Origin of the sequence: Hymenobacter sp. CRA2 (assembly GCF_002007105.1) — a bacterium.
In the GTDB taxonomy this organism is placed as follows: Bacteria; Bacteroidota; Bacteroidia; order Cytophagales; family Hymenobacteraceae; genus Solirubrum.
In genome coordinates this window covers 108,554-123,554 of sequence record NZ_MVBC01000001.1, presented here as the reverse complement: position 1 = coordinate 123,554, position 15,001 = coordinate 108,554, and the positions used below count along the sequence as shown (strand labels likewise).

General features: G+C 61.8%; 11 protein-coding genes. 7 read left to right on the top strand and 4 right to left on the bottom strand.

All coding sequences use genetic code 11. From position 1 onward, the window contains the following. Positions 1–336 precede the first annotated feature (336 nt). From B0919_RS25075 to B0919_RS00460, 3 genes are all read left to right on the top strand, one after another. Positions 337–5,898 (top strand): hypothetical protein, encoded by a 5,562-nt coding sequence (locus B0919_RS25075; protein ID WP_176132789.1) that lies wholly within the window; start codon positions 337–339, stop codon positions 5,896–5,898. Positions 5,899–6,027: 129 nt separating this feature from the next. After that, a complete protein-coding gene (gene plsY, locus B0919_RS00465; RefSeq protein ID WP_078010857.1) occupies positions 6,028–6,669 on the top strand; it encodes a glycerol-3-phosphate 1-O-acyltransferase PlsY in 642 nt (213 codons plus the stop codon). A 90-nt stretch (positions 6,670–6,759) separates the two neighbouring features. Next, positions 6,760–7,248 carry a hypothetical protein gene (locus B0919_RS00460; protein WP_139361810.1) on the top strand — a complete coding sequence of 163 codons (489 nt, stop codon included), beginning with the start codon at positions 6,760–6,762 and terminating at the stop codon, positions 7,246–7,248. A 35-nt stretch (positions 7,249–7,283) separates the two neighbouring features. Here B0919_RS00460 and B0919_RS00455 read toward each other — a convergent pair whose 3' ends face one another. Further along, positions 7,284–7,544: a hypothetical protein gene (locus tag B0919_RS00455; protein WP_139361809.1), complete on the bottom strand. Its 261-nt coding sequence runs from the start codon at positions 7,542–7,544 to the stop codon at positions 7,284–7,286. A 408-nt stretch (positions 7,545–7,952) separates the two neighbouring features. On the opposite strand from B0919_RS00455, the gene B0919_RS00450 reads away from it, so the two are divergent. From B0919_RS00450 to B0919_RS00435, 4 genes are all read left to right on the top strand, one after another. Next, the gene (locus B0919_RS00450) at positions 7,953–8,414 is read left to right on the top strand and encodes a BLUF domain-containing protein (RefSeq protein ID WP_176132787.1); all 462 of its coding nucleotides are present in this window, start codon (positions 7,953–7,955) and stop codon (positions 8,412–8,414) included. Positions 8,415–8,509: 95 nt separating this feature from the next. Then, positions 8,510–10,375, top strand: a complete 1,866-nt coding sequence (locus tag B0919_RS00445) for a PAS domain-containing sensor histidine kinase (protein ID WP_078010225.1) — start codon at positions 8,510–8,512, stop codon at positions 10,373–10,375. A 359-nt stretch (positions 10,376–10,734) separates the two neighbouring features. Continuing rightward, complete coding sequence (locus B0919_RS00440; RefSeq protein ID WP_078010224.1) at positions 10,735–11,109, top strand: hypothetical protein; 375 nt, start codon at positions 10,735–10,737, stop codon at positions 11,107–11,109. 137 nt (positions 11,110–11,246) lie between these two features. After that, entirely contained in the window at positions 11,247–12,620 is a 1,374-nt protein-coding gene (locus B0919_RS00435; RefSeq protein WP_078010223.1) for a dipeptidase, read from the top strand. Between the two features lie 82 nt (positions 12,621–12,702). Here the strand turns inward: B0919_RS00435 and B0919_RS00430 are convergent, their stop codons facing one another. From B0919_RS00430 to B0919_RS00420, 3 genes are all read right to left on the bottom strand, one after another. Further along, positions 12,703–13,305, bottom strand: coding sequence for a porin family protein (locus tag B0919_RS00430; RefSeq protein ID WP_078010222.1), 603 nt, complete (start codon positions 13,303–13,305; stop codon positions 12,703–12,705). Positions 13,306–13,521: 216 nt separating this feature from the next. Then, positions 13,522–14,157, bottom strand: coding sequence for a porin family protein (locus B0919_RS00425; RefSeq protein WP_176132786.1), 636 nt, complete (start codon positions 14,155–14,157; stop codon positions 13,522–13,524). A gap of 217 nt (positions 14,158–14,374) precedes the next feature. After that, entirely contained in the window at positions 14,375–14,974 is a 600-nt protein-coding gene (locus tag B0919_RS00420; protein WP_078010220.1) for a porin family protein, read from the bottom strand. Positions 14,975–15,001 lie beyond the last annotated feature (27 nt).

The following is a 15,001-nucleotide window of genomic DNA, read 5'->3' as shown; positions in this document are numbered from 1 at the left end:
GCGAAGGCAGTAATGCCTTCGCCGTAACGGCCCAAGGGCGGCCGCCTTGCCGTAGTAAGCGAGTAGCACCCTTTCGGCCGGTTTTGCCTTAGCAGACTACGCCCGGAGCAGGCAACTGAATATGCCCTGTAAGTGCCGTCGCTCGGTGAATTTTCCACCGATGAACTTCCTGGTTCTATTGGCGTTTGGGGGTACGGCCGAGCTACTGATTACAGCACCCGACCGGGGCCAAATGGGATGCAACCAAGTTGGCAAACCATTGACAATCATAGCGACGGAAAGTCCGCCAACTTTTTCGGAAATTGTAGGCGGATAATTCCGCCTGAAGGCATCTGTATGAAGCAATTTGCTGCGTGGGGGCTTTGTGCGTTGCTGGCCTGGGGGTCGACCACAGTGGGTCGGGCCCAGACGGCCAAGCCACAAGCGCCGGCCGCCACCACCACTCCACCCGCCCCCACGGCTGCCGTTCGCCCCGGCACCACCCCGTTTAGTACCGATCCCGCAACCTTTATCGGCGAGGTAGTGGCCTGGATGGCCACCACCAAGAACCCTGCGGCCATTGCCACCACCGAGCAGCTGCGGCAACTCTGGGGCTCGAACAAGCTCACGACGTCGCAGCAGGCCAAGATCATCGAGCTGGCGCGCAAGATGCAGGAGCGCCGTCTCAAGCCCCGACCGCACTTCGAGTCGTTCTGGGGTATGCTGATAGCTGCCAAGCAAGGTGCGCAGCCGCTCACCGATCCGCAAACCGATCAGCTGCTGGACGTGACCGGCAAGGCTCTGGTGCCGCAGGATTTGAAGGAGCTGCAGCAGTTTATCGGCACCACCACGCAGTTCCTGAAGACGCGTCAGCTCTACAGCTCGCGCTACAACCGGCTGCGGCTGACCAACAGCTCGGCCATCACCTTCGCCTACAACGAAACCGACCAGCCCGGTGGCATTCCGGCTACCGGCGGCTCGGGCTGGGACGCGGCCAAACCTGCACCCAAGCCAGAGTCGGCGAAACCCGCCGCTCCCGCTCCGAAACTGGCCGCTAAGCCGGCGGCACCGGCGGCCAAACCGAAGCCCAAACCCGCCCCGGCCAAGAAGAAAAGCAGCGGCTGGGACGATTGGGACTCGGGCAGCTGGGACACCGGCGGCTGGGGCTCCAGCTCCGACGACGGCTGGGGCGCTCCGGTAAAGAAGAAAACCACCGCGCCGGCCAAGAAAGCCACTGCCACGGCCAAGCCCGCCGCCAAACCGGCCACCACCCCCAAAGCTGCTGAGCCCGCCAAGCCCGCCGCCGACGAGTGGAAGGACGAGCCGGCTTCGGCCTCGGCCACCCCAGCCTACGTGGACAGCTACATGCCCCCGAGCACCAAAGGCCCGGTTATCGAGCTGAAGGACGCCGACCTGGTTATTGCCACGGCCCATGATTCGGTGGTGATTCAGAAAACCAGCGGCTCATTGGTGACGACTACCGGCAAGTTTGCCGGCAAGGGCGGCACCTTCGGCTGGCAGATCAATGGGAACCCGCTCACCGCCGAGCTGGGCCCGTTCGACATGGACGTGACCAAGGCCGAGTTCAAGGCCGAGCCCGTCACGCTGACCTACCCGGCCGTGCTGGAGGCACCCATCAAGGGCGCCCTGGCCTACAAGAGCGTGCAGAAGAAGAACGGGGCCGATTCGGGCTACCCGCGCTTTGTGTCGCTGACGAACGACGCCCGCGTCAAAAATATCGGCGACAACATCACCTACCAAGGCGGCTTCTCGCTGAACGGCAAGCAGATGTACTCGTCTTCACTGGACGGAGCGCTGTCGCGCATCACGGTGAGCTACGAGGGCAAGCCGCGCTTCCGCGCCGCCTCGCGCAGCTACCAGCTCGGCGACACGCTGATTGCCTCCAACCGCGCGGCCATTACCATTTTCGAAGACAAGTCCGACTCGGTGACGCACCCGGGCGTGAAGCTTAAGTTCTCCAAGCCGCGGCAGGTACTGCTGCTGGCCCGCGAGGAAGGTCTCTACAAGACCACGCCGTACTACGACTCTTACCACCAGATGGAACTGTCGGCCGAGCAGCTGACGTGGAACCTGAAAACGCCGAACATCGACTTCCAGACGCTGACGGCCAAAAACCAGGTAACCTCGGCGTTTGAGTCCAAGGAGTTCTACACCAATACGCGCTTTCAGCAGATTCACGCCATCAACCGCCTGCACCCCTTGCAGATGGTGGTGGGCTACAGCCAGACGCACAACAACGTGAAGCGCTTCACGGTGCAGGACCTGGTGGAGGCCCTGAACCTGAAGGAACCCAACGTGCGCTCGGCCATTTCGGGCCTGGCCCGCGACGGGTACGTGTCCATCGACCAAACCAACGGCGACGTGACGCTGCTGCCCAAGGCCCTGCACTACGTCAACTCGGCCCGCGGCAAGAAGGACTACGACCACATTGCCATCAAGTCCTTGGCTCCGAACGGCAAAAACGCCTCGCTGAACCTGAACAGCAACGTGCTGCTGGTGCGCGGCGTGGACCGCTTCAACTTCTCCGACGACTCGGTGACGGTGTTCGTGAAGCCGGATTCCAGCATCGTGCGCATTCAGAAAAACCGCAACATCGACTTCAACGGTACGGTGGTGGCCTCGGCCTTTATCTTCAAGGGCAAGGAGTTCAAGTTTGATTACGATGGGTTCTTCATCGACATGTTCAAGATTGACTCCATCATCGTGAAGGGCAAGGGCTCAAAGGGCTCGGCCCTGAAGGCGCGCAAGGACAACGACTTTGCCCTCACCAACAAGGGCCGTCACGCGGCGGGTCGTCTGTACATCAACGCGCCGAACAACAAGTCGGGCCGCAAGAAACTGGGCGCCTTCCCCTCGTTCGACGCCACCACCGGCGCCTACGTGTTTTTCAACAAGCCCGAAGTGCTCGGCGGCGCCTACGACACGACAGTGTACTTCGACATTCCGCCCTTCAAGCTCGACTCGCTCTACAACAACAAGACCGCCGCGGTGGGCTTCAAGGGCACGTTCGTGTCGGGCGGCATCCTGCCGGACTTCAAAACGAAGCTGACCATGCAGGAAGACGGCTCTTTGGGCTTTAATTACGCCGTGCCCAAGGAAGGCTTCCCGGTGTACGGCGGCAAAGCCCGCCTGTACAACCAGGTGAGGATGAGCAACCGCGGCATTCAGGGCGACGGCACGATGGATTACCTCTCGGCCAACCTGCACAGCGACCAGTTCATCTTCTACAAGGACTCCGTGGTGACGGTGGGCAAAACGGCGACCATCAAGGAAGGCACGCTGAACGGGGCCGAGTACCCGAAAGTGGCCCTGCTGCCCGGCTACCAGATGAAGTGGGTGGTAAAGGCCGACACCATGTACCTTTCCACGGCGCCGAAAGGGGAGGCCATGCGCTTCTACGACGGCACCTACCTCTACAAGGGCACAGCGGCCCTCACGCCCAAAGGCTTGGGCGGTATCGGGCGCATGGAAAACGCGCAGTCCGTTATCCGCTCGAACTCGTTTACCTTCCTGCCCACCCAGTACAAGGGCCAGAACGGTACCGTCAGCGTAAAATCGGCGGAGCCCAACAAGCCGGCCCTGACCGCGCCCGATGTGGCGTTTACCTACGACATCAAGCGCAGCTACGCCGACTTTGCCCGCGCCGAGGGCGTGACCAAGTCCAACATCGAGCTGCCGTACTCGCAGTACCGCACCTCGCTGAGCGGCGGCCGCTGGGACTTCAAGAAGAAGACCGTGCAGCTGCGCGTAGCCGCTGGCCAGGACTCCACGCGGGCTTACTTCTACTCCATGAAGCCGGAGCAGAAGGGCCTGAAGTTCCGCGCTGCCGCCGGTAAGTACGACCTGAACAAGTACCGCCTGGTGGCCGACGGCGTGCCTTACGTGGCCGCCGCCGACGCCTGGATCGAGCCCGACTCGAACCGCGTGTACGTGCTGCCCAACGCCGAAATGCGCGCCTTCCAGAACGCGGGCATCACCATGGACACACTGGGCAAGTTTCACCACCTGTACAAGGGCGAAGTCAAGGTGCTGAGCCGCGCGGCCTTCACCGGCAACGCCCTCTACAACTACAAGACGCCCACTGACTCCTTCGCCATTAAGTTTGCCAACTTCACCGTCGACTCTGCCTCGGTGGGACTGGTGAAGGGCGAGGGCAAGAAGAAGAGCAGCGGCCTGCTCAAGCGCGGCAACAGCAACGACGATACGCCGCCTGCGCCGCCCACCCTGGCCGTGGCCGAAATCAAGGCTACCGACAAGTTCCGCATCGCGCCGCGCATTCAGTACCGCGGCGGCGTGACGATGAACTCGCAGCGCAAGGGCTTTGCCTTCGACGGGCAGGCGCGCCTGGAGTTCAGCAAAGTGGCCACTTCGGCCGACTGGTTCCCGGTGCAGGATAGTATTGATCCGCAGTTCGTCAAGATCAGGATGAAGGAGGTGAAGGCCGAAGACGGCACGCCGATGATGACGGGCATTTACCAGAACGAAGGCACCGGCAAGCCCTACCCGCTCTTTGTGGCGGCCAAGTCCAACGTGACGGACGGCAACCTGTTCCAGACCGACGGCATGCTGACCTACGACCCGAAAAAGCGCATCTACACCATCAGCCAGCACGATCCGCTGGAGCAGGAAATCTACGAGGGCTCGGTGCTGACGGTGAACGACTCGACGGGCGTGCTGAACTTCCGCGGCAAGCTGGGCCTGATCGGTACCAACAAGGACTACAACGTCACTGCCTCGGGCGTGGGCCGGGCCAATACGGACTCCAGCCGCTACCAGGTAGACGCCATGATGGCCTTCGACCTGAACTTCCCCGACAAGGCCTTCGAAGCCATGGCGGAGGATATGGCCAAGTACTCGAAAGGGCTGCCCGAGGCGCTGAGCGGCTCGCAGAGCGAGCTGTACAAGCTGGGCGAGTTTGCCGGTTCCAAAACCATCAGCGACTACGCCAACCGCAAGACCGGCAACTACGTGCCGCTGCAGAAGGTGTCGGGCAAGTTCCTGCACGACATCATGCTGAGCCAGGTGAACCTGAAGTGGTCCAACAAGTACAACGCGTGGTACTCGGTGGGCAAAATCGGCCTGGTAAGCATCGGTAAGAAGGACATCAACGCCCTGATTGACGGCTACATTGAAATCAAGAAGGAAAGCACCGGCGACGCTGTGGAGCTGTACCTGGAGGCCGACCCCGAAACCTGGTACTACTTCAAGTACTCCGAGAACAAGCTGCTGGCCAAGGCCCAGCACGGTGAGTTCGACGAAATCCTGGGCCGCGCTGCCAAGGGCGACTACAACACGGCCACCAACTACGGCTTCTTCCTCGGCGACGAGCAGGAGCGTAATCTGTTCGTGAACCACTTCCGCAAGGACTACCTCGGCGAGGCCAAGCCGCAGAAAGTGGTGTCGCGCCCGCAGCCTACCGGCAACTTCGACAACATGGAGTCGGACTCGGGCAAGAAGAATAAGAAGAAGAAAGGCGACGCTCAGGACGACCAGTTCGGCAACGAGCAGGGCGCTACCGCCGATGCCCCGGCCGAGCCGACCAAGAAGGAGAAGAAAAAGAAGAAGGATGCCGAGGCCGACGCCAACGACCCCTTCGCTACCGGTGGCAACGAACCGGCTGCCGAGCCGGCTAAGAAGGACAAGAAGAAAAAGGATGAAGTAGCCGCCGATGCTCCGGCCGAACCGGCTGCCGAACCCGCCAAGAAGGACAAGAAGAAGAAAGACGAAGCCGTAGCCGATGCGCCGGCCGAGCCCGCCGCGGAGCCCTCGAAGAAGGACAAAAAGAAGAAGGACGAGGTAGCCGCCGAGCCGACGGAGGAGAAGGCCGCCGAGCCGAAGAAAGAAAAGGAGAAGAAGCCCTCGAAGAAGAAAAACGAGGACGACCCCTTCGGCGACTAACCCATTGGTCCTGCCTGTGAACCGCGCCCCGGCCCTTGGTCGGGGCGCGGTTGTTTTTAGCGCTTGGCTGTTCTGTGGGTGCCGTCCATGGTCGCGCTGCCTATATTTGATGACCCCTACGCCTTCCCCATGACTATTGCTTTTATCCTGCTGGCCCTTGTGCTGGCCTACCTGCTCGGCTCCATTCCCACGGCCCTCTGGGTAGGCCGCCGCTTCTACGGCCTCGATGTGCGGGAGCACGGCTCGGGCAACGCGGGCGCCACCAATACCTTCCGCGTGCTCGGCAAGAAGCCCGGCTCCTTCGTGCTGCTGGTCGATGCGCTGAAGGGCTTCGTAGCGGCCTATTTCCTGCCGATGTGGCTGGTGCAGCAGGGCGCCGTTCCGGCCGAGCACGAGGTGTACTACCGCCTGGCCTGCGGCGTGCTGGCCGTGGTGGGGCACATTTACCCGGTCTTCGCGCAGTTTCGCGGCGGCAAGGGTGTGGCTACCATCCTGGGCATGATGCTGGGCGTGGCCCCCGCCACCGTGGGCGTGTGCCTATTGGTGTTCCTGGCCGTGCTGCTGGTGTCGCGCTACGTCTCGCTCAGCTCCATGACGGCGGGCGTGGCCTTTGCCCTATTGCAGCTCACGCCCTGGTTTGCGCCGCCGCAGCCTTTCCTGATTGGGGTAGGCTTCGTGCTGGCCGCGCTGCTGATCTACACCCACCGCGCCAACATCGGCCGGCTGCGCGCCGGCACCGAAAGCCGCGTGCCACTCTTTGGGCGGAAGTAAAAGCTAATCCTTATGATAAGGGCAATCAGTAGCATAGTAATTATTGGCTTGGGCGCATTATTGGGCGCAACGGGCTTGTTGTTCCGCCTCATGCACTGGCCCGATGCCTTTCAGGGCATTTATACCGGGCCGGCACTAATTGTGGGGGGCTTGGTATGGGTTGTGGTGTGCACGATGCGTCCGGCTGCTTCGCCAGCACCGCCGCGGCTACGGCTGCATTCCGCTCTGACGTATTGGGTGAAGTATGGGCACCCCGGCCTGATGCTGGTGGTCTTGTTAGCCGCTGCATGGCTCACCGCTTCCGGCGGGCTGCCAGCCGATGCTGCCGGACCCGTGCTGGCATTTCTGGCGGTGCTGTTGGCGGCTAGCATTGGCCTCGGAGCGCAGTTGCAGCTGGCTTACAGTATCGGTGATAAACTGTATCTGGGCCGCTACCTGGCTGACCAGGCTTACCCAGTTGATGTCTTGCAGCAACAGGAGCCATTGCTGGCCAATTTGTACCGGCTACGTACCACTGACGGCCGCTCACGCTTCGTGTTGATGCGGCTAACCAAGAGCCGGCCCTGGGCGGTAGGCTAACCAATAGCCTGCCGCCCAGGGCCGGTAGTCTGGCCTCAACGGGTAAAGTTGGTGCGGGTGATGGTGTAGTTGCCGGTGTTCGGGTTTGGGGCGTCGCCTTGGTCCAGCACCAGGGTGGAAGCCGTCAGCTCGATGATGCGGAAGTTAGGGCCGGTGCCCGTGCCGAACACGTCGTCGCGGCGCGTGTAGGTGTACAGGACGGATTGCGGGTGCGAAGTGGCCGCGTCAAAGTATTGAAACGTGGTGGGGGTGATGCGCAGTAGAAACCGCGGCAGCGTGTAAGGCGCCGTGGACACCACCTGGCCGCTGCGGGTGTACTCCGTCTTGGTGCCGCCCGTGGAATACCAGTTGCCTTCCAGCGTGGGCTCGGGTTCGGGCTCTTTCTTTTTGGAGCAGGCTGCGGCCGCCAGTATTAAGAGGCCAAATAGGGCGGTGAGAAAAGGGTGGAGCTAAAAATAGAGGAATGAAAGAAATAGAGTGATGTAGTTTGTTGCCTTGCTTCAAAGATAGGGAGAAGCTCCCGCCAGGAGCTTTCTGCTGCGGTGGCAGCGAACAAAATCGGCTGAGTAGCGGGAATAGCGCTCCAACTTTGTAACTCGCAACTCTTTTTCCTGAAAGCCTAACCGGACCCGGCGCTAATGCTGGCCGCGTCGTATACCCAAGCAGCCGCCCTCCCTGCGCCGCGGGGCTTCTCTTTCCACACCATGAAGCACATCGTTTACCTGAGCCGGGCCGTGCATCCGCTGTCCGACCAGGATTTGCAGGAACTGCTCGACCAGTGCCGCCGCGACAATATTCAGCACCACGTCACGGGCATCCTGCTCTACAGTCACGGCAACATTGCCCAGCTCTTCGAGGCCGAGCCGGAAGTGGCCGATGCCTTATTTGAGCGCATTGCCCGCGACGGCCGCCACTCCCACGTGCAAAAGCTCATCGACCGGCCTATCAGCGCCCGCAGCTTCGCCCAGTGGTCCATGGCCTTTCACCCGCTGGAGCCCGCCGGCTTCGAGGCGCTGGAGGGCTTTCTGCTGCCGCACCGCGTGCCGGCGCCCCCCACTTCGCTTAGCATTGCCGACGCTACGCTGGTGGAGTTGGTATGCCTGGCCGTGTTCGGGCCCGATACCTCCGCGCCCTACGCGCAGGCCCTGCCCGGCGCAGCGCAGTAGCCCCGCCCCGCGGCTAACACCGGAAGCATGCGGTTAATACTGATTACCTTGCGGTGAGTATCAACTCACGGCTGCTGCTATTTGCTCGTTATTATATGCGTGAACAACACCTTCAGGACATTCTCCGGCGCCTGCCGGCCGGGGTAGCTACCTTAGAAGGAGAGGAGTTGCGCTACACGTTCATCAACGAAGCCATGGCAGGGCTGCTGGGCCCGGCCGATGCTACCGGCCAGCCCGTAGCCGTGCACGCGGGGCCGTGGCCCGCCGATCTGCTCGATGTGATGCAGCAGGTGTACCGCACCGGCAAGGCCTACGTGGCCAAGGCCTGCCAGCTGCAGACGGGAGCCGCGGGACCCATTTACTGCGACGTGGCGCTGGAGCCGGTGCTCGACGACAACCGCATCAGCGGCCTGCTGCTATTTGCCGTCGACGTGACCGTGCAGGAGCAGGCCCGGCAGCGCACCCACGAGCTGGCCATCGAAACGCGCCGCCTCGATGCCCGCCTGCGCGTGCTCACCGAAACGGCCCCCCAAATTACCTTCACGGTGGATGGCGCCGGCCGCTACGAGTACGTGAGTCCGCAGTGGTATTTGTTTACCGGTCAGCCGCCTACCTGCGACCTGAACGCCATCTGGCCGCTGCTCATTCATCCCGACGACCGGCTGCGCGTGCTCTACCAGTCCGAAGCCGCCCGCAAGGCCGGCGTGGGCTGGAGCTACGAGTACCGCCTGCGCCGCTACGACGGCCACTACCGCTGGATGCTCAGCCGCGCCCTGCCCGAGCTGCACGCCCCCGGCCAGCCCGTGTACTGGCACGGCGCCCTCACCGAAGTGCACGACCAGCGCGAGCTGTCCGAAGCCCGCCGCCGCGGCGAGGCCGAGCTGCGCTTCCTGGCCGACAGCATTCCGGAGCTGATCTGGACGGCGACGCCGGAAGGCTTTGTCGAGTACTACAACCGCTTTACGGAGGACTACTCCGGCCTGAGCACCGACGAGCTGGGCCCCACGGGCTGGATCAACCTGCTGCACCCGAGCGAGCAGGCCGCCGCTGGCCGGCAGTGGGTGCATTGCATTGCCACCGGCGAGCCGTACGAAAACGTGTTTCGCATGCGCCGCCACGACGGCCGCTACCGCTGGCACATCATCCGGGCCCGGCAGCTCACCGACGAGCAGGGCCCCCGCTGGTTCGGGGCCTGCACCGATGTGGACGACCAGCACCGCCTGCGCCAGGTGCTCCAAACCCAGTACGACGAGCTGGCCCAGGCCAACCGCGACCTGGATACCTTCGTGTACACCGCCTCGCACGATCTGAAGCAGCCGGTGCTCAACCTGCGCGGCCTCTTCGACGAGCTGCGGCAGGGGGCCACCTTCGCCGATCCGCAGGCCGAGCAAATGCTGGGCATGCTCGACGAGGCCCTCACCCAGCTCGACCTCACCCTACAGGAGTTGGCCGCCACCGTGCGCGACCAGCGCGGCCTCTCGGCCCCAGCTGAAGAGCTGGACGTGCGCAACGTGGCCGAGGAAGTACTGCTAGGCCTGCGGGCGCAGGTGCAGGAAACCGAGGCCGTGGTGGAGCTGGACGCGGAAGCAGCGCCCACGTTGGTATACGGCCGGGCCAATCTGCGCTCGGTGCTACACAACCTGGTGAGCAACGCGCTCAAATTCGTGCACCCCGACCGGCCGCCTCACGTGCGTGTGCGCAGCTACCTTTCCGCCGCGGGCCAGCCCGTACTGGAAGTGCGCGACAATGGCTCGGGCATGGTGCTGCCCAGCCAGCCCGCACCGGTGTTTCAGCCGTTTGCGCGGCAGCACCCCCACATCGGCGGGTCCGGCGTGGGTCTGTACTTGGTGCAGCGCATCATTACCAGCCGCGGCGGCCACTTGGAGGTGTCCAGCGAAGTAGGCGAGGGCACTGCGTTTACCGTGTACTGGCAGGAGCGGGGCCTGAACGGTCACGCGTAAGCGCTGTCGGGCGTGCCCGGCCCAGCCGATACCCTGGATCTTTGCTGAAGCTAGTCTTGGCGCTAAGCTTAGCCAATTCCCTTTGTCGGGCCATGCACCACGCCAGGCAACAGCTAGGACCCACCTGGCTGCAACGGAGCGAAAGCCCTACGCCGCTGTTGGCGCGGGAATACCCACTAAGCTGCGCGGATAGCAACTCACTGATGGCATTACGATGCTCAGTCATGCGGAGCAGAGCCGAAGCATGACGGTCTTTGGCCTACTGGCCATGCCCTGGTTGAGTTTTTATGTTTCGGATGGCTTAACAATCCAAGCAGATAACTTAAAATAGAACCCTTACTTCTTTACCACTGCATTACATGCAAACTGAACCGAATTACTGGCTCGTAGGAGCCAACTGGGAGGGTGCCGATCAAGCTGCGGCCTTTTACCGCCGCGGTTACTGGGAAATGGGCTACGACGATGAGGACAAGCCGAACCTGGCGGAAAAGCGCGACCAGATGAAGCCTAATGACCGCATTGCCGTGAAGTCACGCTTGGGCCAGGGTGCCAGCAACATTGCCATTCGAGCCCTGGGCATAGTCAAGGAAGTGCATCAGGGGAAGGTGTACGTAGATTGGGTATTGACGGGCATGAACCGTGAGGTAAACAGCGCGGGCTGTTTTGGCACCCTACACGGACCTTACAACATGCAGCGCCAAGCCGATTGGTTGCGCCAAGTGTTTCAGCTGTAGCCGGATCGGGGCTTCTGCAATTAGCAGCCTCTTCCGGATGGGCGGTAAGGCAATGAACCAGCCGTTCGTTGCCTTACCGCCCATCCGCTTACCTTTACGCTCCGCGTCAAACCCGACCATATTTCCCCTCAACGCTGATGACTTCGACCTTCCTGACCGAAAACCAGGACCGCTTCCTGGGCGAACTGCTGGAGTGGCTGCGCATTCCCTCGGTATCCGCCGACCCCAAGTTCCACGGCGACGTGCTGCGTGCGGCCGAGTACCTCAAGACCCGCCTCGAAGAAGTGGGCCTCGACAACGTGGAGCTGTGCCCCACCGCCGGCAACCCCATCGTGTACGGCGAAAAGCTCATCGACCCCGCCCTGCCCACCGTGCTGGTGTACGGCCACTACGACGTGCAGCCCGCCGACCCCTACGAGCTGTGGACCTCCGGCCCCTTCGATCCGGTTATCAAGGACGGCAACATCTACGCCCGCGGCGCCTGCGACGACAAAGGCCAGGTGTACATGCACGTGAAGGCCTTCGAGGTGCTCAACCAGCAGGGCGGCGTGCCCTGCAACGTGAAGGTGATGATTGAGGGCGAAGAGGAAGTCGGTTCCAACAACCTCGGCATCTTCGTCAACGCCAACCGCGACAAGCTCAAGGCCGACGTGGTGCTGCTCTCTGACACTGGCATCATTGCCAACGACACGCCCAGCATCGAGGTGGGCCTGCGCGGGCTGAGCTACCACGAAGTGGAGGTGACCGGCCCCAACCGCGACCTGCACTCCGGCCTCTACGGCGGCGCCGTGCACAACCCCATCAACGCGCTGTGCAAGATGATTGCCTCCCTGCACGACGAGAACGGGCACATCACCATCCCCGGCTTCTACGACAACGTGGACGTGCTCAGCGAAGAGGAGCGCACCGAGTTGAACAAGGCGCCCTACAGCGAAGAGGAGTACAAGCAGAGCATCGGCCTGCCCGCCACCTACGGCGAGAAGGGCTACACCACCATTGAGCGCACCAGCATCCGGCCAACGCTCGACGTGAACGGTATCTGGGGCGGCTACACCGGCGAGGGCGCCAAGACGGTTATTGCCTCCAAGGCCTACGCCAAAATCTCCATGCGCCTGGTGCCGCACCAGACCTCGGAGGAAATCAGTCAGCTGTTTCAGCAGCACTTCACCAGCATCGCCCCCGAAGGCGTTACGGTGGTAGTGAAGCCCCACCACGGCGGCGAGCCCGTCGTCACGCCCACCGACTCGGTGGCCTACAAAGCTGCGGCCCAGGCCCTGGAAGACACCTTTGGCAAGAAGCCCATCCCGACGCGCGGCGGCGGTTCCATTCCCATTGTGGCCATGTTCAAGTCGGAGCTGGGCGTGGATTCGGTGCTGCTCGGCTTCGGCCTCGATTCAGACGCCATTCACTCGCCCAACGAGAAGTACGGCGTGTTCAACTTCATGAAGGGCATCGAAACCATTCCGCTCTTCTACCAGCACTACGCCCGCCTGATGCGCGAGCATGCCTAGCGCCACCCGAGCAACCCGGGCATAAAAAAACGCCTGGCTCAACTGCTGAGCCAGGCGTTTTTTGTGCTTCCGAACGAGCGGACTACTTCTTGAAAGTGTAGCCGACGTAGAACTGGAACACGGAGTTGTGCACCTTCAGCGATTCGCCGTCTACTTTCTCAAAAACGCCGCTGATGCCCCCGTTGTAGCGGATGCCCAGGTTCGGGCCGCTGGAGAATTGGTAGCCCACACCAGCCACGTAGCCGAAGTCCAGCTTGTTGTAGCCATCGGTGTCGCTGTCCTTCGCCTCACCCAGCGAGCCTTCGTACTTGGTGGTAGCACCGGCCAGGAAACCGATCTGCGGACCAGCTTCGAAAATAAAGCCATCGGCGTTGATGCGCGCCAGGATCGGCAGGTCGATGTTGTGGACGCGCGAGGTGAATTTCTCGCCGTCTTCTTCGAGGCGCCAGCCTTTCTGGCTGTACAGCAGCTCGGGTTGGATGGAGAAGAAGCCGTCTGAAGTGATAGGTGCATTCAGCGTCACGCCGCCGTGGAAGCCCACCAGGCCTTTCGAATCCATGTCTTTCCAGTCATCGCCGTTGTAGTTAGCCAAGCTAGCGCCTGCCTTGATACCGAGCGTAACCTGCGCTTGAGCGGCCGAGCTAACACCGATTGCAATTGCTAGCGCGAAAAAAACTTTTTTCATGGGTGATAAGGAGTAGAATATGCCGTTGTGGCGGCGCGAAGATAAATACAGTTTTGACAGTATTCAGCTTGAATAGTACATACTTGATGCAAATAGTCAATTGCAGTTGGGCAGAGTGCAAGCTGAAGCATTAACCATCGGGCTGAGTATGGCAGGGGCAAGGCGCCTGGCCAGGCCTATTGCTGGGAGGACCAAGGCGTCTCTGGCCGCTCCCGATCAGCGCGGCTTGCCCCACGCCCACGGTAGGAGGTATGCGAAGGAAAGCTGAATGCTGCTGTTGCGCAGCCGCACGTGTTCGAGGGCGTCGGCAAAGGCCACGGGGCGGTAGATATTGCGCAGCCCCGTGACGTAGCGCCAGCCCACGCTAAGGCCCTGCGGGTCTTGGTAGCCGAACCCAAAGACCAAGCCGTAATCGGCCTGCTGGTAGGGAGAGATGCCGGAAAGCTGCACGTCGTTATCGTTGTAGCTGGTGCGCAGCCGGTACGCCGCGTACGGACCAGCCTCGATAAAAGCATCGTCGCGCAGGTAGCGCAGCAGCACCGGTGCTTCCAGGTAAGTCAGGCCTGCGTTGATGGCCGGTCCGTAGGCCTCCGCTGCGTCGCCCTTCAGGGTGTACAGCACTTCGGGCTGCAGCGACCACCGCTCCGTGGCGCGCAGCTGTACTACTGCGCCGCCGTGGTAGCCAAAGCGAAACGAGCTGCCGTTGGCGTCGGCCCCAATGCCATTGGTGAGGCTGCCGCCGCCCCGCACGCCCACGCGCAGCTGCTGAGCGCAGGCAGCGAAAGCGCAGAATAACAGAACTGCCAGCGGTATTCCGGCCGCTGGCAGTGCACGATAGGGTAAAAAGAACAACGGATAAGGAATTGGAAAAGTGGATTACCGGCTAAAAAACTAATGTTAGAACGTGCTATATAGCTGAGCTAAAATGAAGCCAAATCAAACTGAAAACGGTCCTAAAAAGTTCATTGCTTAACCAAGTGGTTGAGCGTAAGCGCAATAAATTTTCTTGAAAAACAACAAGCCCGATCTGCAAGCAGACCGGGCTCGAAGTGCTCTATGATGAGGAGGCTTACTTATCGCCGAAGCGGTAACCCAGCTGGAACTGAATGGCCGAGTTATACACCTTGATTTCGCGGCCGGCCGGGTCGTTCACAGCCACCCGCGTAAAGCTGGGGTTGTAGCGCCCGCCGATGCTCAGGCCGTTGTCGAGCTGGTAGCCGATGCCCAGCACCACGCCCGCATCCCAGTCGTTGACGTTCGACTTGTTGTCGAAGCTATTGGAGGTGCCGTTCACCTCGTCGGTCGACGTCACGGAGAGGGCGTACCCCACGTGCGGCCCGATTTCGAAGAAGGGCCCGTCCACGTCGATGCGCAGCAGCAGCGGCACGTCCAGGTAGTTGAGGCGCGTGGTCGACTTCACCGCACCGTTGGTGAATTCGTTGCCCTTCTGCGAGTACAGCAGTTCGGGCTGGAAGGAGAGCAGGTCCGTTAGGCCGATGTTGGCTGACACGCCGCCGTTCAGCCCGAGCATGTATTTGCTGTTGTTGGGTCGGGCTTCGCCGTAGTAGGAGGAGAGCGTAGGACCGATTTTCAGCCCGAACTTCACATCCTGGGCCATGGCGGTGTTGGCAGCGGCCCCGAGAGCCAGCGCCAGAAGTAGTTTTTTCATGGGGAAGAGAGAGCAGAAGCCAGGTGG

Excerpts from the sequence above, each read along its gene's own strand:
- B0919_RS00430 (WP_078010222.1), bottom strand. The coding sequence starts at position 13,305 with ATGAAAAAAGTTTTTTTCGCGCTAGCAATTGCAATCGGTGTTAGCTCG.
- plsY (WP_078010857.1), top strand. The coding sequence starts at position 6,028 with ATGACTATTGCTTTTATCCTGCTGGCCCTTGTGCTGGCCTACCTGCTC.
- B0919_RS00420 (WP_078010220.1), bottom strand. The coding sequence starts at position 14,974 with ATGAAAAAACTACTTCTGGCGCTGGCTCTCGGGGCCGCTGCCAACACC.
- B0919_RS25075 (WP_176132789.1), top strand. The coding sequence starts at position 337 with ATGAAGCAATTTGCTGCGTGGGGGCTTTGTGCGTTGCTGGCCTGGGGG.
- B0919_RS00440 (WP_078010224.1), top strand. The coding sequence starts at position 10,735 with ATGCAAACTGAACCGAATTACTGGCTCGTAGGAGCCAACTGGGAGGGT.
- B0919_RS00450 (WP_176132787.1), top strand. The coding sequence starts at position 7,953 with ATGAAGCACATCGTTTACCTGAGCCGGGCCGTGCATCCGCTGTCCGAC.
- B0919_RS00445 (WP_078010225.1), top strand. The coding sequence starts at position 8,510 with ATGCGTGAACAACACCTTCAGGACATTCTCCGGCGCCTGCCGGCCGGG.
- B0919_RS00435 (WP_078010223.1), top strand. The coding sequence starts at position 11,247 with ATGACTTCGACCTTCCTGACCGAAAACCAGGACCGCTTCCTGGGCGAA.
- B0919_RS00460 (WP_139361810.1), top strand. The coding sequence starts at position 6,760 with ATGCACTGGCCCGATGCCTTTCAGGGCATTTATACCGGGCCGGCACTA.